General features: G+C 68.8%; 14 protein-coding genes. All 14 read right to left on the bottom strand.

From position 1 onward, the window contains the following. Positions 1 to 304: 304 nt before the first annotated feature. Positions 305 to 1,048: a Bax inhibitor-1/YccA family protein gene (locus AX708_RS13875; protein WP_066530636.1), complete on the bottom strand. Its 744-nt coding sequence runs from the start codon at positions 1,046 to 1,048 to the stop codon at positions 305 to 307. Positions 1,049 to 1,191: 143 nt separating this feature from the next. After that, complete coding sequence (locus tag AX708_RS13880) at positions 1,192 to 1,986, bottom strand: pyrroline-5-carboxylate reductase (RefSeq protein ID WP_066530639.1); 795 nt, start codon at positions 1,984 to 1,986, stop codon at positions 1,192 to 1,194. Positions 1,987 to 2,106: 120 nt separating this feature from the next. After that, entirely contained in the window at positions 2,107 to 2,613 is a 507-nt protein-coding gene (locus AX708_RS13885) for a YbjN domain-containing protein (RefSeq protein ID WP_066530645.1), read from the bottom strand. Between the two features lie 148 nt (positions 2,614 to 2,761). Beyond that, positions 2,762 to 4,267, bottom strand: a complete 1,506-nt coding sequence (locus AX708_RS13890; protein ID WP_066530648.1) for a tetratricopeptide repeat protein — start codon at positions 4,265 to 4,267, stop codon at positions 2,762 to 2,764. A gap of 68 nt (positions 4,268 to 4,335) precedes the next feature. Further along, positions 4,336 to 6,045, bottom strand: coding sequence for a cell division protein FtsZ (gene ftsZ / locus AX708_RS13895; RefSeq protein WP_067490265.1), 1,710 nt, complete (start codon positions 6,043 to 6,045; stop codon positions 4,336 to 4,338). 165 nt (positions 6,046 to 6,210) lie between these two features. Next, positions 6,211 to 7,563: a cell division protein FtsA gene (gene ftsA, locus AX708_RS13900; RefSeq protein WP_067490268.1), complete on the bottom strand. Its 1,353-nt coding sequence runs from the start codon at positions 7,561 to 7,563 to the stop codon at positions 6,211 to 6,213. Continuing rightward, entirely contained in the window at positions 7,563 to 8,528 is a 966-nt protein-coding gene (locus tag AX708_RS13905) for a cell division protein FtsQ/DivIB (RefSeq protein ID WP_066526930.1), read from the bottom strand. The genes ftsA and AX708_RS13905 overlap by 1 nt, the downstream gene beginning before the upstream one ends. Continuing rightward, complete coding sequence (locus AX708_RS13910) at positions 8,506 to 9,492, bottom strand: D-alanine--D-alanine ligase (protein ID WP_066526928.1); 987 nt, start codon at positions 9,490 to 9,492, stop codon at positions 8,506 to 8,508. Before AX708_RS13910 ends, AX708_RS13905 begins: the two co-directional genes overlap by 23 nt. Beyond that, on the bottom strand, positions 9,489 to 9,992 hold the full coding sequence (locus tag AX708_RS13915; RefSeq protein ID WP_066526919.1) for a DUF4262 domain-containing protein: 504 nt from the start codon (positions 9,990 to 9,992) through the stop codon (positions 9,489 to 9,491). Before AX708_RS13915 ends, AX708_RS13910 begins: the two co-directional genes overlap by 4 nt. Beyond that, a complete protein-coding gene (murB, locus tag AX708_RS13920) occupies positions 9,989 to 10,954 on the bottom strand; it encodes a UDP-N-acetylmuramate dehydrogenase (RefSeq protein WP_197425936.1) in 966 nt (321 codons plus the stop codon). Before murB ends, AX708_RS13915 begins: the two co-directional genes overlap by 4 nt. Beyond that, on the bottom strand, positions 10,951 to 12,384 hold the full coding sequence (murC, locus tag AX708_RS13925) for a UDP-N-acetylmuramate--L-alanine ligase (protein WP_066526912.1): 1,434 nt from the start codon (positions 12,382 to 12,384) through the stop codon (positions 10,951 to 10,953). The genes murB and murC overlap by 4 nt, the downstream gene beginning before the upstream one ends. Then, positions 12,381 to 13,604: an undecaprenyldiphospho-muramoylpentapeptide beta-N-acetylglucosaminyltransferase gene (gene murG / locus AX708_RS13930; RefSeq protein WP_066526910.1), complete on the bottom strand. Its 1,224-nt coding sequence runs from the start codon at positions 13,602 to 13,604 to the stop codon at positions 12,381 to 12,383. The genes murC and murG overlap by 4 nt, the downstream gene beginning before the upstream one ends. Continuing rightward, positions 13,601 to 14,833, bottom strand: a complete 1,233-nt coding sequence (locus AX708_RS13935; protein ID WP_066526909.1) for an FtsW/RodA/SpoVE family cell cycle protein — start codon at positions 14,831 to 14,833, stop codon at positions 13,601 to 13,603. The genes murG and AX708_RS13935 overlap by 4 nt, the downstream gene beginning before the upstream one ends. Continuing rightward, a complete protein-coding gene (murD, locus tag AX708_RS13940; protein ID WP_066526907.1) occupies positions 14,830 to 16,212 on the bottom strand; it encodes a UDP-N-acetylmuramoyl-L-alanine--D-glutamate ligase in 1,383 nt (460 codons plus the stop codon). Before murD ends, AX708_RS13935 begins: the two co-directional genes overlap by 4 nt. Between the last annotated feature and the right edge of the window lie 10 nt (positions 16,213 to 16,222).

Genomic DNA, 16,222 nt, shown 5'->3' on the forward strand with positions numbered 1-16,222 from the left:
CGCCCACGGCGAGCGTGGTGATCGCCAACCCAAAAGGAGTGCGCGTGGTGGTGCGGGACGTGTCGCGAAGCGAGTGCTCTGCAGCGCTCATCAGGGATCTCTTTCTCGTGATGCGGTCTGTGGTTGCCGCGCGGCCCGCCAGAATGGGGGTCTGCGGATTGCTCCAGCCTGAAGGCCCCTGCGATAGCTGCCCCGGCTAACAATGCAAATGCCCGGGACCTATGGAAAGGCCCCGGGCATTCGAGATTTCAACACTCTTGCGGCGGGCCGCAGCCCGGCCGGGCGGCGCGGTTATGCGCGCCGATTATTCCCGGTTGCCGAGGAAGCTGAGCAGGAACTGGAACATGTTGATGAAGTCCAGGTAGAGGCTCAGCGCGCCCAGCACCACGGCCTTGCCGGCGAATTCGGTGCCGCGCAGGTACTGGTACTCGTTCTTCAGGCACTGCGTGTCATAGGCGGTGAGGCCCGCGAAGATCAGCACGCCGATGAAGCTGATCGCGTAGTGGAACGCGGGGCTCTGCAGGAACAGGTTGATGACCATCGCCACGATCAGGCCGACCAGGCCCATGATCAGGAAGCTGCCGATGCCCGACAGGCTCTTCTTGGTGGTGTAGCCAAACAGCGACAGGCCGGCAAAGGCCGCCGCGGTGGCGAAGAAGGTCGTAGCGATCGAACCGCCGGTGTAGACCAGGAAGATCGACGAGAGCGACAGGCCCATCAGAACCGCGAAGCCCCAGAACAGCAGCTGGAGCGTGCCGGTGCTGAAACGGTTGGCGCCGAAGCTCATCGCGAACACGATGGCGAGCGGCGACAGGCCGACCACCCAGCGCAGGGCGCTGAAGTGGATCGTTTCCGCCATGCCGCTGGTGAAGGCCAGCAGCGCGACGATCCCGGTCAGCAGGATGCCCGAGGTCATGTAATTGTAGATCGAGAGCATGTGCTTGCGCAGGCCCTCGTCAAAGCTCACGCGGCCCGAGACATCGCCTCCGGCGCGCGGCACGGAGCCGAAGCGCTGCGCATTGCGCGAGGGGTCATTCCAGTCAGCCATTGTGAAACCCTTAGCCTTTCATCATGGAGCGCGGGAACAGCCCCGTGCTCTCCATGCGACGCAATATCGTGGGTTCACGTGCGCTTTTCAAGCGAAACCGGCTTGCAAAGCGCGCAATCCGTTCAGATTAACCGATGTTAATATTAACTGGTGCGCGACAGCGCCGCGCCCTTGTCGCGCGTGGCGGCGAGGGTGGCGGTCAGCAGGCCGCGCAGTGCCGCCTTGTCGTCGAGCACGTTGAGGCCCTCGCGGGTCATGCCGCCCGGGCTGGCGACGCGGTCGGCGAGGGTCGCGGGGCTGGCATCGGAGGCCGCGGCGAGCGCGGCGGCACCCTCGACCGTGGCGAGCGCGAGAGCGGCGGCGGTGGGCTCGTCGAGCCCCAGATCGATTGCCGCGCCCGCCAGCGCATCGATGAAGCGGTAGACGAAGCCCGGCCCCGATCCGGCGAGCGCGGTGACGAGATCGAACTGCGCTTCGTCCCCGAGCCACACCGCGCTGCCGAGGCGGTCGAACAGGGCGAACGTGGCATCGCGGCTGTCGGCGCCGAGGCCGCGTTCGGCGAGGATGACCGGCGATTTGTTGATCCGCGCTGCGAGGTTGGGCATCACCCGGACGTGCCCATCCGCATCCGGAAAGGCTGCCGCGAGCTGATCGAGCGTGATCCCGGCCAGAAGCGAAAAGGCCGTCCGGCCTTCGGTCAACCCCAGCAAGCCCGGCCCGAGCGCACCCAATTGCTGCGGCTTGAAACCGAGCAGCACCGCGTCATGCACCCCAGGCACCTCGGCCGCATTGCGGTAGAGCGCCACGCCCTCGGGCGCCTCGACCAGCGCCGGGTCTAGCACGGCAAAGCGCGCCGGATCCTCGCCCGCCGCCAGCCATCCGGCCAGCATCGCTCCGCCCATGTTGCCGCAGCCGATGATGAGGAGGAGGTTGATCATGTTCCCAAACCCGTTCGCCCTGAGCCTGTCGAAGGGCCGTCCTTCTTTTCGCAGACATTGCTAGAAGAAAATGCGGGGCTTCGACAAGCTCAGCCCGAACGGGGTGGTGGTCGCAGTCGCTCAGGCCTCGCCCGCCGCGTCGACCATCGCCGCCTCGAGCGCGGCGCGCGGGGTCTTGCCGCCCCACAAAACGAACTGGAAGGCAGGGTAGAAGCGGTCGCATTCGTCGATCGCGCTCTCGACCAGCGCCTGCGCCATGTCGAGGCTGAGGCGGCCGTGATCGCCGAGCAGTGCGCCGTGGCGGTACAGCAGCACGTCGCCGTTCGACCAGATGTCGAAATGCCCCAGCCACACCTGCTCGTTGACGAGGCAGAGCAATTCATAGGCCGCCGCGCGCTTGTCGTCGGTGACGCGGATGTCGGGAAGGCACAGGAACTGGAGCACGCTGTCCTCCGCGCGCCAGATCGCGCGCAGCTGGTAATTGGCCCAGCTGCCCTGCACCTCGCCGGTCATCTCGTCTTCGGAGACCATCTCGAACGGCCACCCGCGCGCCGCGAAGAGGCTGGCGAGCATGTCGACGGGGGCGGCATCGTCCTCGGCGGAATAGTCCATGTCAGCGGCTCTCATGGGCGGGCGTTCGCGGCGGAAGGGGGCTGTGTCACCATCGCGAGGATGGATGGACGCGAAGGGGGGCGATTGGCAATCACCTGCATCAGGGCGGCTGGGGAGAACCGGACAGACCTGTGCAAAGCCTGTGCACAGAAACCCGTAGAACCTACTTAAGTGGCTGAACAGCCTCGCCTTCGTCGCTGAGCCAGAGGAACACATCCATGCCCTTCTTCTTCAGCTCGCGCACCATTGCCTCGGCCTTGTCGCGGCTGGCGACCGGCCCGATCACGAGGCGATTGGTCGCCCCCCAGCGCGCGGTGTGGGGCTTGTAGGGGGCAAGCGATTTGCCGCCCTCCTTGGCTATGCGCTTCCAGTCGAAGGCGAGCGCGTCGATCTTCTTGCCCGTCGCCACCTGCACCCAGACGCGGCTGGGGTGAACCGGCTTGGGCGGCTCCTTGGGCTTGGGCTTCGGTTTCTCGGCGGGCTTGGCGACCGGTGCGGGCGGGGGCGGCGGAGCCTCGCGCTTGACCTCGATTCGCGACAGGTCGACTGCATCGCCCGACACCCGCGCATCAGCCGAGGGCGCGCCGAGATCGGCGAAGACATCGGCCACCCGCTCGGCCGGGCGCGGCGCGGGCGCAGGCACAGGAGGCGGCGCGGTCGTGACCGCGACCGGGGTGACGGTGGCCACCCGCGCGGGATTGGCAGCAGGCGCGGGCTGACTGCCGATCGCGGACGCCGGAACCGGCGTTGTGTAGGCCGTGGTCGAAGGCGGCGGCGTGGGCACGGCTGCGGTGACCTGCTGAGGCCGCGTGCCAAGCGGCGCGCCGGCGGGCGCGAGACGGCTGTCGGCACGCTCCTCGGCGGCAAAGCGGGCGAGGCGCGGATCGTCCCGCCCGATATCGGCCGAACGCGGGAAGATCCCGAGATTGGCCGCGGCCGCCTGCTGCTGCTTCGTCAGGCGCGGCATGTAGCCGAGATAGGGCACCAGCCGGGTGGCGATGTCGCGCGGCATGACCTGCTCGACAATCGCGGTCGCGCGCACATTCTCGCCCATGATCGCGAGGCCGAAGGCGCGGGCGCGCTGCGCGGCCAGATCGCGGCGGTCGAGCAGCGGGCGCAAGGTATCCTCGAACCGCGCGGTGTTGCCGGCGATGGCATAGCTCAGCGCCAGCCGCCGCCGGGCTTCGTCATTGGCGGGATCGAGCTCGAGCGCGCGGGTATACGCGGCCTGCGCCGCCGTGCCCTCCCCGACCAGATCAAGGCTCAGCGCGCGATCGGTGAGCACGGCACGTTCGTCCGCTCCGGCAGCGAGCGCGCGGTCGAATTGCAGCAGCGCCTCGCCCGCCCGCCCTGCGCGCAGATAGACCGAGCCGAGCCCCAGCGCGACATCGGGATGGCCGGGATCGACATCGGCAGCGCGCCCGAAAAAGCCGATCGCGGCCTCGAGATCATCGACGCCCAAAGCGGCCTGTCCTGCCTCGATCAGGGCGGCACGGTCGCGCGGGGCCTTGGCGAGCGCGACCAGCGCGCGGTTCAGCCGCTGGACCTCGGGGGCGGGCAGCGCCTGGACGACCGGCTGCGAGACGACGTCCTGCGCTGCCAGCATGCCCTGAGGGAACAGCGCGGCGCCAAGCGCGAGCGTGCAGGCAACGGAGAAGCGCGACACCATCTTGCGTGCTCTATCAAGCCTTGCGCCGCAGGAAAGCGGCGTTGCGACGCGGCGCGAGATGCGCGCGATTACTGGTTGTTCTGGCGGCCGAGGAAGCGCGGGATGCTGAGCGCCGGACCATCGTCGCCCTCGTCATCCTCCTCGTCGTCGCGCGACGAACTGCGCGACAGGTTGGCCATGCGTTCGAACAGCGTGCTGCCGGCACCGGCTCCGCCGCCACCGCCGCTGCCATCGCCCGCTGCGCCGCCGAGCAGCGCGCGGCGCCGTCCGCCGCCGAGCCGGGCTTCGACCTGACGGTCTTCTGCCGCCAGCCGGTCCGCGCTGGCGAGGAGATCGTCCTGCGCGGGCCCATCGCCCCCGGCGTCGCCGTAGGCCGCGTAGCCATCGTCGAGTTCGAGCGCTTCGCCATCGTCCTCGTCGTCCGCGGCAGGAGTCCCCGCACCGTAGCCATAGCTTGCCGATTCTTCAGCGCCGCGCAGGCCCGCGAGGGGATCGACGATGCCGTCGACATCGTCCTCGTACTCGTCGCCATAGCCGTCACCGGCCTGCATGCCGGTCAGCTCGAAGGGCGCGGCTGAGGGATAATCGGCCTCATCCGCCTCGACCTCGCCGAGATCGAGCATATCCTCATCGTGCCCTCCTGCCGCGCTCGCCGCAGGACCGTCGAGATCGAAGGTCGGGGCGGGTGCCGGTTCGGGAGCAATCGCAGCAGCGCCGTAGCCGTCATCGTCCGACAGCTCGAGCACCGGCCGCTTGGGCGCGCGCGCGCCGCCGAGCGAGATGCTCTGGCTGCGCTCGGACTGGCCGATGGCGCTCTGCTCGATCCCGGTGGCGACCACCGAGACGCGGATCTTGCCCTTGAGGTCGGGGTTAAAGGCCGAACCCCAGATGATGTTCGCGTCCTCGTCCACCAGTTCGCGGATGTGATTGGCGGCCTCGTCGACTTCGAGCAGGCGCATGTCCTCGCCGCCGATGATCGAGATGATGACGCCCTTGGCGCCGGCCATGCTGACGCCGTCGAGCAGCGGGTTGGCGATCGCCTGCTCGGCCGCATCGAGCGCGCGGTTCTCGCCCTCGCCCTCGCCGGTGCCCATCATCGCCTTGCCCATCTCGCTCATGACCGAACGCACGTCGGCGAAGTCGAGGTTGATGAGGCCGGGCATGACCATCAGATCGGTGATCGAGCGCACGCCCTGCTGGAGCACCTCGTCAGCGAGCTGGAAGGCTTCCTTGAAGGTGGTCTCCGCCTTGGCGACCAGGAACAGGTTCTGGTTGGGGATGACGATCAGGGTGTCGACGTGGTTCTGCAGTTCCTCGATGCCCGCCTCGGCGGCGCGCATGCGGCGGGTGCCCTCGAACAGGAACGGCTTGGTGACGACACCCACAGTCAGCACGCCCATGCGGCGCGCGGCTTCCGCGATGACGGGCGCGGCGCCGGTGCCGGTGCCGCCGCCCATGCCGGCGGCGATGAAGCACATGTTGACGCCTTCGAGCGCCTTCTCGATCTCGGCGACGGTTTCTTCGGCCGCAGCCTTGCCCACTTCAGGCCGCGCGCCCGCGCCGAGGCCGCCGGTGATATCGGGACCCAGCTGGATGCGCCGTTCAGCCGGCGAGGTGCTCAGGGCCTGCGCGTCGGTGTTGGCGACGATGAATTCGACGCCCTCGATCTCGGCCGCGATCATGTTCGCGATCGCGTTGCCGCCGGCCCCGCCGATCCCGATCACGGTGATGCGGGGGCGCAGATCGTCGCTCGCTGCGGGTCCGATATTGATGCTCATCAGCTGGTCCTCCAGGCGCGGGGGCGGCTTTTATTCACTCTCCCACGCGCATTCATCGTCTGTGACATAATCATGGCGTACATTTTATAGCGGCAGAACCCTTATCCACAGCATCAGGCTACCGAAAGCATCGCACGCCCCTGCGTAAAGCGGGCAAGGGCACGGTCAGAAATACTCCTTCAGCGCCCGGAACAATCGCGAGAGCAGCGCCAGGAAGCCGCTTTCGCGCGAAAAGGCGCGATACACCCCGGCGCGCTTCGCGCCCACGGCGCGGATATCGACCGGATCGTCGGCAGCGTAGAGGCACAGGCCCGCCAGTGTCGCAAACCCGGGCGCGTGGTGCGCCTCGGGCATGCCGGTAAGCTGCGGCGGGCGGCCCAGCCGCACCGGCTGCCCGAGCGCACCCTGCATGAAATCGGCCATCCCGGCAAGCTCGGCTCCCCCGCCGGTGAGCACCACCTGGCCCGCGCGCGGACCCGCAAAGCCCATGGTCTTGAGCGCCTTGCCGATCTCGCCGGTGAGCACGCCCAGTTGCTGGGTGACGACCGCGATCAGCTCGGCGCGCACGATGCGGTTCTTGTCGTCCGCCCCGCGCGCGAGCGGGCCGACGGGTGCCCCGCCCTCCCCGCCCTCGCCCGGCCCATTGACCGGGATCAGCTCGCGGTGATCGGCAGGGCTGGCGATGGCCGAGCCGGCGACGCATTTCAGCCGCTCGGCCTGGCTGCGGCGGATGCCGAAGCTCGAGGCGATCGCATCGGTGATCGACCCTGAACCCATCGGCACCGCGTGGAGGCCCAGCAGCATCCCGCCCGCAAACACCGCGACATTGGTGATGTCCGCCCCGATTTCGACCAGCGCCACGCCCAGCTCGCGCTCTTCCGGCGTGAGGCAGGCGTGCCCGGCAGCCAGCGGCGCGGCGACCACGCCCTCGACCTCGAGATGGGCGTTCTGCACGGCTTCGGTGAGGTTCCTGACCGGCGCGCCGTCGGCCAGCATCACGTGGATGTCGACCCCGAGCCGCTCGGCATGCAAGCCCCGCGGGTTGGCGACGCCGTGGGCGCCATCGAGGGTGTAATGCGCCGGCTGGGCGTGGAGCACCTTGCGGCCATCGGGCTGGATCATGTCCTGCGCCTCGACCAGCAGCGCCTCGACATCCTCGTCCTCGATCCGCCGCCCGCCGATCTCGATATCGACCGCGACCACGTGGCTGGCGAGCCCGGCCCCGGCGCAGGCGATCCAGACGCTCCGGACTGGAGTGCCCGCGCTCTTCTCGGCGCGCTCGACCGCGTCGCGGATCGCATGGGCGGCGGCCGCCATATCGGTCACATAGCCGCGCTTGATCCCGGCGCTCGCACGGTGGCCCGATCCCAGCACCTGCAGGTCGCCGCTTTCGGTCTCGCCCATGATCATGGCGCTGATGCGGAACGAGCCGATATTGACCGCGGCATAGGTGCGCGCGAGGCGGCGCTGGGCGGCGGTCGATCGGGGCGCGGCGCGGCCGGAGGAATTGGCGGCCATCAGGTGGTCACCTCCTCGGGCTCGGCCTCGGCCTTGGGCGTTTCGGCGGGCTTCTCCCCGGGCCCGGCGACCACCTTGGGCCGGCCGACAGCTTCAGGCAGGCGCATGTAGAGCCGCGGCGGGGTGCGCATGTCGAAGGCCAGCACCTTGCCGCCAAGCAGGCGGTTCTTGCCATCGAGCCGCGCGAACTTGACGAGCGCGGTCGCCGCCTCGACCTCGCCTTCGGGGAGCGCGAGCAGCTGGCCGGTGGTGAAGGTCAGGTTCCAGCGCCGGTTGCCGACCCATTCGGCCGCCTCGACCTTGGGCGCCAACGCGGGCGCAGCGGCGAGCAACGCTTCAAGCGCTTTCGCCTGCTTGCCCGCGCCCGGCCCGGCGAGCCGCAGCATGCCCTTGGTCTTCTCCGGCGCGACCGGCTCAAGCTCGACCCCGCTGGCATCGATCAGCATCAGGCGGTCGGGCCGCTCGAGCACGGCATGGGGGCTGCGCTCGACAATGTCGATGGCGAGGGTGTGCGGCAGCTGGATCGAGACCCGCGCGTCCTTGACCCACGGCAGGGCGCGCAGTTCCTCGCGCAGCTTGGCGACATCGACATCGGGCATGGCGCGGTTGCGCTGGGCGAGCGCGCGGGCATAGACCTGCTGCTCGTCCATCCGGCTGGTGCCGGTGACGCGCACGTGGCGCACCTCGAAGCCTGCGTCGGCCGCAATCGCGGCGACCTGCGCCTGCGCCAGCGCGGGGACGCCGGCAAGGCTGGCGATCACGAAGGCGATCCCCACCCCGCCGCCGATGATCATGGCGAGCCAGATGCGGCTCCATTGTTCCTCGGTGAAGGGGAGCACGCCCATGATTCGGTCGATCACCCCGCTCGCGCCCCGGTGCGCCTTGCGCGCGGCGACCGCGCGGCTCTGCGCCTTGGCGGCGCGCCTCACGCCCGAGGTGCCGTTACGCCTGATCTGCTGCGCCATGCGCGCCTCCCTGTTTCAGAGCGTGAACCCGAAGCGCCTCGGCGCAGAGCATCTCGACGAGGTCGGCATAGCTGATCCCGCAGCCCGCCGCCTGTTCGGGGACGAGGCTGAGCGGCGTCATGCCCGGCTGGGTGTTGGTCTCGAGCACGAACAGCCCGTCCTCGCCCGCCTCCTCGTCCCAGCGAAAATCGGTGCGGCTGGTGCCGTGGCAGCCGAGCACCTGATGCGCCTTGACGGCATAAGCCTCGCACAGCGCCGTGATTTCGGGCGGGAGCTTTGCCGGGAAGATGTGCTCGGTGCGGCCGGCAGTGTACTTGTTTTCGTAATCGTAAAAGCCGCTCGCGACGACAAGTTCGGTGACGCCCAGCGCGCGCGGGCCATCCGGGCCGTCGAGCACGGCGGCGGTGAGTTCGCGGCCCTTGATGAAGGGCTCGGCGAGGAGTTCGGCGAATTCCTGCCAGGGCCCGCGTGCGTCCGGGCTGATCGGGTTGCCGACATTGCTGTTGTCGGTGATGATCGCGACGCCCACGGACGAGCCTTCGTTGACCGGCTTCAGCACATAGGGCCGCGGCAGCGGGTCGCGCGCGTAAAGTTCCTCGCGCGTCACGATCCGCCCGCCGGGCATGGGGATGCCATGCGGCACCAGCGCCTGCTTGGTCAGCTGCTTGTCGATCGCGATCACCGAGGTCGCGAGGCCGGAGTGCGTATAGGGCAGGCCCATCAGGTCGAGCATCCCCTGCACCGTCCCGTCCTCCCCCGGCACGCCGTGGAGCGCGTTGAAGACGACATCGGGCTTTGCCTCGTGCAGACGCAGGGCAACGTCGCGCCCCATGTCGATGCGGGTGACGCGGTGCCCCTTGCTCTCGAGCGCCTCGGCAACGCCCGCGCCGCTGGTGAGCGAGACCTGCCGCTCGTTCGCCCAGCCGCCCATCAGGACGGCGACGTGGAGGGGAGAAGATGTCATTGCATTAGCCTCGGCTCATAAAGCGCGGGCTGGTCACGCCTGACCCACTCCTCGCATCCTTCTTCCCACGGGAAGACACTGTTTTGGTCAGGCCAGACGATCATGGCCACCTTGCTCAAGGACCGACCCATCTGCGTCCGATGATACCACATGGCCGAGTTGAGATACTTCTCCTCGATCCGCGTTTCGTGAACCATGCGGACGACCGCGTCGTACGCCTCGAAGAACGAATCAAGCCGCTCGCCATCCCTCAGCGCCTGTCCGGCAGCGCACATCGCCAGCAGCGAATTGATCGCAGGTCCGACGACAGCGCGGGGCAAGCCAAACAAGATCACTTCCGGGCAGTCTGGCTTGCCAACTTTCTCGAGGGTGCGGGTAAAGCCGACCGAATAGGCAAAGTTCGGTTCGGCACCTTCAGGGTCGAAGACACCCATGATGTGACAGCCATGCTTCTCGACGTTGGAGATGATCTCCCGTTCGAACTCGGTGAGCCCGCTCATGGCCGCCCCACCCGCTGAATTTCCCACTCGAGGCTCACGCCCGTCTGCGCGTAGACCTTGTCGCGCACCATTTCGCCGAGGCCTTCGATGTCGGCGCTGGTGGCGGTGCCGGTGTTGATGAGGAAGTTGGTGTGCTTCTCGCTGACCTGCGCGCCGCCCAAGGTGAGGCCGCGGCAACCGGCGCGGTCGACCAACTCCCAGGCCTTGTGGCCCTCGGGGTTCTTGAAGGTCGATCCGCCGGTCTTGGTGCGCAGCGGCTGCGAGGCCTCGCGCGCGGCGGCGATGCGGTCCATTTCCGCGCCGATCGCGGCAGGCTCGCCCGGGTGGCCGCGGAAGCGGGCCGAGACGACGATCGCGCCCTCGGGCAAGGCCGAGTGGCGGTAGGAATAGTCGAGCTCCTCGCCCGTCAGCGTGATGAAGCTGCCGTCATGCAGGATCACCGCGCAGTCGAGCAGCACGTCGGCGACCTCGCGGCCATAGGCGCCGCCGTTCATGCGCACGAAGCCGCCGACCGTGCCGGGGATGCCGCGCAGGAATTCGAGCCCCGCAATCCCAAGGTCGCGCGCGGTGGAAGCCACCAGAATGCCGCTAGCCCCGCCGCCGCAGGTGAGTTCCATTTCGTCGGTGTGCGCAACGCCTGCAAAGGCCTTGCCGAGCCGCACCACCACGCCGGGCACCCCGCCATCGCGCACGATCATGTTCGAGCCGAGGCCCAAGGCCATCACCGGGATCTCGCCATCGAGCCGTTCGAGGAAGGTCTTGAGGTCGTCCATGTCGGCAGGCTCGAACAGCCAGTCGGCAGGGCCGCCTGTCTTGAACCAGGTATAGGGCGCGAGCGGGGCCTTGCAGGTGAGCTTGCCGCGGATGCCGTCGAGCGGCACGGGCGCGGCGACGGCACCCTCGACCGCGCAGGTGGGCGCGCTGCCGTCGTCGGAATGATAGGTGTCGCCCGGCTGGTTCATGCAGGAACGCCCCGCTTCGCCGTGATCGCCGGAGCCAGCCCTGCGGCCCACTTGGTGATATCGCCCGCACCGAGGCAGACCACGAGGTCGCCCGGCTGGACTTCGCCCGCGAGCGTCTCGGCCAGAGCCTCGGCCCCCGCGATCTCGCGCGCGGCGCGGTGCCCGCGCGCCTTCATCCCCGCGACGAGCGCGGCGTGGTCGACCCCCTCGATCGGTTCCTCGCCCGCCGGATAGACCGGGGCGACATAGGCGATGTCGGCATCGTCGAAGCACGACTGGAAGTCGTTCATCAGGTCCTTGAGGCGGGTGTAGCGGTGCGGCTGGGCGACCGCGATCACGCGGCCTCCCGCGCTCACCGCCTCGCGCGCTGCGGACAGCACGGCGCGGATTTCGACCGGGTGGTGGGCGTAATCGTCAATCACGGTGACAGCGCCGCCCGCCAGATCGACCGTGCCGACCTTGGTGAACCGCCGCCGCACTCCGCCGAAGCGGGCAAAGCCGGTGCGGATCACTTCGTCCGAGCAGCCCATCTCGATCGCCACCGCGATGGCGGCGAGCGCGTTCTGGACGTTGTGGCGGCCCGGCATGGGCAGGTGCACGCCCTCGATCCGGCGATCATGCTCGCCGCGCTGGCGCACGATCACGTCGAAGCGGTTGCCCCCGTCCTCCGAGGCGATGTTGACCCCGCAGATGTCGGCCTGAAGCGAGAAGCCATAGGTCACGACCTTGCGGTCGCGCACTTCGCCGATCACCGCCTGCACCACGGGATGATCGACGCACAGCACCGCCGCGCCGTAGAAGGGGACGTTGTGAATGAACTCGACGAAGGCCCGCTTCACGCCTTCAAAATCGCCGTAGTGGTCGAGGTGCTCGGGGTCGATATTGGTGACCACCGCGATGGTGCCGTCGAGGCGCAGGAAAGAGCCATCGCTTTCGTCGGCCTCGACCACCATCCAGTCGCTGTCACCGAGGCGGGCGTTGGAGCCATATTGCTCGATGATCCCGCCGTTGATGACGGTGGGGTCGATCCCGCCCGCATCAAGAAGGGTCGCGATCATCGAGGTGGTGGTGGTCTTGCCGTGGGTGCCCGCCACCGCGACGGTGGACTTGAGGCGCATCAGCTCGGCAAGCATCTCCGCGCGGCGCACCACGGGGACGCGGGCCTCCAGGGCGGCGGCGACTTCGGGGTTGGTGCGGCGCACGGCGGTGGAGGTGACGACCACCGCCACGCCCTCGACGTTCTCGGCCCGGTGCCCGACATGCACGGTGATCCCGCGCGCGCGCAGTCGCTCGACGCTCGCGCCTTCCGCGATGTCCGAGCCCTGCACGCTGTAGCCGAGGTTGTGCATCACCTCGGCGATGCCCGACATGCCGATCCCGCCGATGCCGACGAAGTGGATGATGCCGATATCGGTGCCGACGCCCTTCATTGCTCAACCTTGTCCTTGGCGGCCTTGCTGGTGGAAGGCTGGGGACGGGCTGCGGCCTGCGCGGCGCGCGGGGCGGCCTCGCCCACGCGGATCACGTCCATCAGGTCGATCCCGCTCATGCTTTCGACGAGGTCGGCCAAGTCCTTCGCCGCATCGGGCCGCCCGCAGTTGAACGCGCAATGCGCGGCGTTGGCGAGGCTCTGCGGGTGCATCGCCATGGCCTGGATCTGCTTGGCGAGCTCCTTGGGCTGGAAGGCGTCCTGCCGCACCATCCGCGCGCCGCCCGCTTTGACGATCTCGCGGGTGTTCGCCGCCTGGTGATCGTCGGTCGCGATGGGCAGCGGGATCAGGATTGCCGGACGTCCCACCGCGGTGAGTTCGGCAATCGTCGAGGCGCCCGCACGGCCGATGAACAGGTGCGCACCCGCCAGCCGCTCGTGCATGTCCTCGAAATAGGTGCCGAGTTCGGCCGGGATGTCATGCTCGGCATAGCGCCGGCGCACCGCCTCGAGGTCTTCGGCGCGGCACTGCTGCGTCACCTGCAGGCGCTGGCGCAGCGCCGGGGGCAGCATGGCGAGGCCATCGGGCACGACCTGCGACAGGATGCTCGCGCCTTGGCTGCCGCCGGTGACGAGGATGCGCAGCAGGCTTTCTTCGGTGAAGGCAGGGAAGTCCTGCTCGCGAAGGGCAAGCACCTCGGCGCGCACCGGATTGCCGACGAGGTGGACCTTGTGCGCATGCTTCGGGTTCAGGCGGTCGACCTTCTCGTAGGAAGTCGCGATTGCATTGACCCGCCCCGCGAGCAGCCGGTTGACGCGGCCGAGAACGGCGTTCTGTTCGTGGACGATGCTCGGCAGCTTCACCGCCGTGGCGGCGAGCAGCGCAGGCAGCGCGGGATAGCCGCCGAAGCCGACGATCGCCGAGGGCTGGAAGTGGTCGAACAGTCGGAGCGCCATCGCCCGCCCTTCGAGCACCGCGCGGATGCCCGCGGGCCAGCCGAGCGGGTTCTTGCCGAAGCGGCCTGCGGGCAGAACATGGGCGGTGAGGAAATCGGGCTTGCCCGGGATATTCGCCCCGCGCTCGTCGGTGATCAGGGCGACGTGGTGGCCCCGCTGGTGCAACTCGGTCGCCAGCGCGAAGGCGGGGATGAGGTGGCCCCCGGTGCCGCCTGCGGCAAGCACGAAGTGGCGGGTGGCGCCGCTGGGCGTCTGATGGGTCATGCGCTCTGGTCCTTGCGTTCGATCAGGTCGCGCAAGCTCCATCCCTCGCGCGCGAGGAACGGGTTGCGCCGCGTGATCGCCAGCAATAGCCCAAGCGTGAAGCACACCGCCAGTGTCGATGAACCGCCGTAGGAAATCAGCGGCAGGGTCATGCCTTTGGAGGGGAACAGCTTGAGGTTGACGAGGATGTTGATGAAGGCCTGCCCGCCGAACTGGGTGACGAGGCCCGCCGCGGCAAACAGCGCGAAGAGATTGTCCTCGCCCGTCAGCCGGATCAGCGCGCGCATCACTAGCGCGCAGTAGAGCAGCACGATCACTCCGCACATCACAAGGCCGAATTCCTCGCCGATCACCGAGAAGATGTAGTCGGTGTGCGCTTCGGGCAGGTTCATCTTGCGGATGCCGAGCCACAGGCCGGTGCCGGTCCATCCCCCGGCGGTGATGGTGCGCTGGGCGAGATCGACCTGGTCGAAAGCGGTGCCGTCGCCAAGGAAGGAGTCGATCCGGTGGCGGGCGTTGTCATAGAAGAAGTAGGCCAGCGTCAGCCCCACCACCCCAATCCCGCCGAGCCCGGCGATGCGCTGCCAGGGAAGCCCCGCGAGCAGCACCATCACCAGCCAGATCCCGCCGAACAGGATCGCATCGCCAAGGTTGGGCTGAAGCATCAGCAGCGCGGCGATCAGCGCGAAGAAACCGGTGACGAAGGCAATCACCGGCAGGCCCGGATCGCGCAGCCGCCAGCTCAGGATCCACGCGCAGATGATCGCGAAGCCGGGCTTGAGGAACTCCGACGGCTGCAGGCTCATGCCGATATTGATCCAGCGCCGCGCGCCGTTCTTCTCCTCGCCGATGAAGGGTACCACGAAGAGCAGCGCCAGCATCACCGCACCCACGAGGATGCCGAGCCTGCGCGCCTGGTCGCGGTCGAGGAAACTGAGGCCGATCATCAGCGCCAGACCCAGCGCCTGGAACACGATGTGGCGCTGGAAGAACATGAAATCCGGCACCCGCGTCTTGGCGGTCGAGAGCATATCGGCGCTGGCGGGCGAGGCGGCGGCGACCGCGACGATGCCGACCGCCATCAGCAGGCAGATCAGCAGCAGCAGCAGCTTGTCGATCTCGCGCCACCAGATGCGCAAGCCATCGCGCCATTGGCGGCGGACTGGCACGGGGGGCAGATAGGCGCCCGGCCCGCGCGCGGGGGAGGCGGAGAAGACGGGCGCGCTCATGCCGGGTTGCTCCCGTCCGTGCCCGGGCCGCCCGTTTCGCCGCAGGTCTCGCAGCCGGTGATCGCGCCGACCATCTGGCGGAAGTGGTGGCCGCGCTTCTCGTAATCGCGGAACTGGTCGTAGGAGGCGCAGGCGGGGCTCAGCAGCACCACCTCGCCCGGACGCGCAGACTCTTCGGCGCGGCGCACCGCCTCGCTGATGAGCTCGCAGCGCTCGACCTTGACCTGACCTTCGAGGAGGCCCGCAAACATCGGCCCGGCCTCGCCCACGGTGTAGGCGGCGGCGATGTTGGCGAGATGGTCGGCGCAGGAGCCGAGCCCGTCCTCCTTGGGCAGGCCGCCGACGATCCAGTGGATGCGCGGGGCGCCTGCGTTGATCGCGGGATCGGGCGGAAAGGCAGCGAGCGCAGGGGCGGCGGAGGCGGCGTTGGTCGCCTTGCTGTCGTTGATGTAGACGACACCCTTGACCTCGCAGACGCGCTCCATGCGGTGGGGGAGGCCGCGGTAGGAGGCGAGACCCTGCGCGATCTGCGCATCGGCAAGGCCGAGCTGGCGGCAGATCGCCACCGCGACCGCAGCGTTCTGGGCATTGTGAGGGCCCGCCAGCGAGGGCGAGCGCCCCTCGGCAAGCCCCGCCGCGTCAAGATCGGCAGTCTTGACCCGCACCGGCGCGCGGCCGCTTGCTGCCAGCCGCTCGGCGATGGCGGTGGTCGGCGCGTCCTCGTCGCAGATGATCGCGGTGCCGCTCGCCTGCATCTGGAACAGGCGTTCCTTGGCGGCGGCATAGGCGGCGAAATCGGCGTAGCGATCCAGATGATCGGGGGTAATGTTGGTGATCGCCGCGACGTCGCAATCGAGCGTGAAGGTGAGGTCGATCTGGAAGCTGGACAGTTCCAGAACATAGACCCCGCCTGCGGGGAGCGGATCCTCGCCGAGGATCGGGTCGCCGATGTTTCCGCCCATCACCGTGGGCACGCCTGCCTGCTTGAGAATGTGGTGGACCAGCGCGGTGGTGGTCGACTTGCCGTTGGTGCCGGTGATGCCGACCACCTTGTGCGGCGGCAGGCTGGCGCGCGCCTGCGCGAACAGCTCGATATCGCCGATCACCGGCAGGCCATATTGCCAGGTGTGCGGCCCGATGGGATGCGAGTTCAGCGGCACCCCGGGCGAGACCACCACGCCCGCAAAGCCGGTGAGGTCGAGCTCGAGCGGGTCGATCAGCCGGCAGCGGCCCTCGAACGGCTCGCGCGCATGGGGCTGGCGGTCCCAGGCGATCACCTCCGCCCCGCTCGCGATCAGCGCCTCGGCCGCCGCCGCGCCCGAGCGGGCGAGGCCGAGCACCGCGTAGCGCTTACCCTTGAAGGCGGGGGAGGTGATCACCGGGCGTGCA

This window comes from Erythrobacter sp. CCH5-A1 (genome assembly GCF_001557115.1).
Taxonomy (GTDB): Bacteria; Pseudomonadota; Alphaproteobacteria; order Sphingomonadales; family Sphingomonadaceae; genus Erythrobacter.

What these genes read in the sequence shown, in the direction of transcription:
- AX708_RS13875 (WP_066530636.1), bottom strand. Translation starts at nt 1,048, where the DNA reads ATGGCTGACTGGAATGACCCCTCGCGCAATGCGCAGCGCTTCGGCTCC.
- AX708_RS13905 (WP_066526930.1), bottom strand. Translation starts at nt 8,528, where the DNA reads ATGGCGCAGCAGATCAGGCGTAACGGCACCTCGGGCGTGAGGCGCGCC.
- AX708_RS13885 (WP_066530645.1), bottom strand. Translation starts at nt 2,613, where the DNA reads ATGAGAGCCGCTGACATGGACTATTCCGCCGAGGACGATGCCGCCCCC.
- ftsZ (WP_067490265.1), bottom strand. Translation starts at nt 6,045, where the DNA reads ATGAGCATCAATATCGGACCCGCAGCGAGCGACGATCTGCGCCCCCGC.
- AX708_RS13915 (WP_066526919.1), bottom strand. Translation starts at nt 9,992, where the DNA reads ATGAGCGGGCTCACCGAGTTCGAACGGGAGATCATCTCCAACGTCGAG.
- AX708_RS13880 (WP_066530639.1), bottom strand. Translation starts at nt 1,986, where the DNA reads ATGATCAACCTCCTCCTCATCATCGGCTGCGGCAACATGGGCGGAGCG.
- murG (WP_066526910.1), bottom strand. Translation starts at nt 13,604, where the DNA reads ATGACCCATCAGACGCCCAGCGGCGCCACCCGCCACTTCGTGCTTGCC.
- murB (WP_197425936.1), bottom strand. Translation starts at nt 10,954, where the DNA reads ATGAACCAGCCGGGCGACACCTATCATTCCGACGACGGCAGCGCGCCC.
- AX708_RS13935 (WP_066526909.1), bottom strand. Translation starts at nt 14,833, where the DNA reads ATGAGCGCGCCCGTCTTCTCCGCCTCCCCCGCGCGCGGGCCGGGCGCC.
- AX708_RS13910 (WP_066526928.1), bottom strand. Translation starts at nt 9,492, where the DNA reads ATGACATCTTCTCCCCTCCACGTCGCCGTCCTGATGGGCGGCTGGGCG.
- murC (WP_066526912.1), bottom strand. Translation starts at nt 12,384, where the DNA reads ATGAAGGGCGTCGGCACCGATATCGGCATCATCCACTTCGTCGGCATC.
- AX708_RS13890 (WP_066530648.1), bottom strand. Translation starts at nt 4,267, where the DNA reads ATGGTGTCGCGCTTCTCCGTTGCCTGCACGCTCGCGCTTGGCGCCGCG.
- ftsA (WP_067490268.1), bottom strand. Translation starts at nt 7,563, where the DNA reads ATGGCCGCCAATTCCTCCGGCCGCGCCGCGCCCCGATCGACCGCCGCC.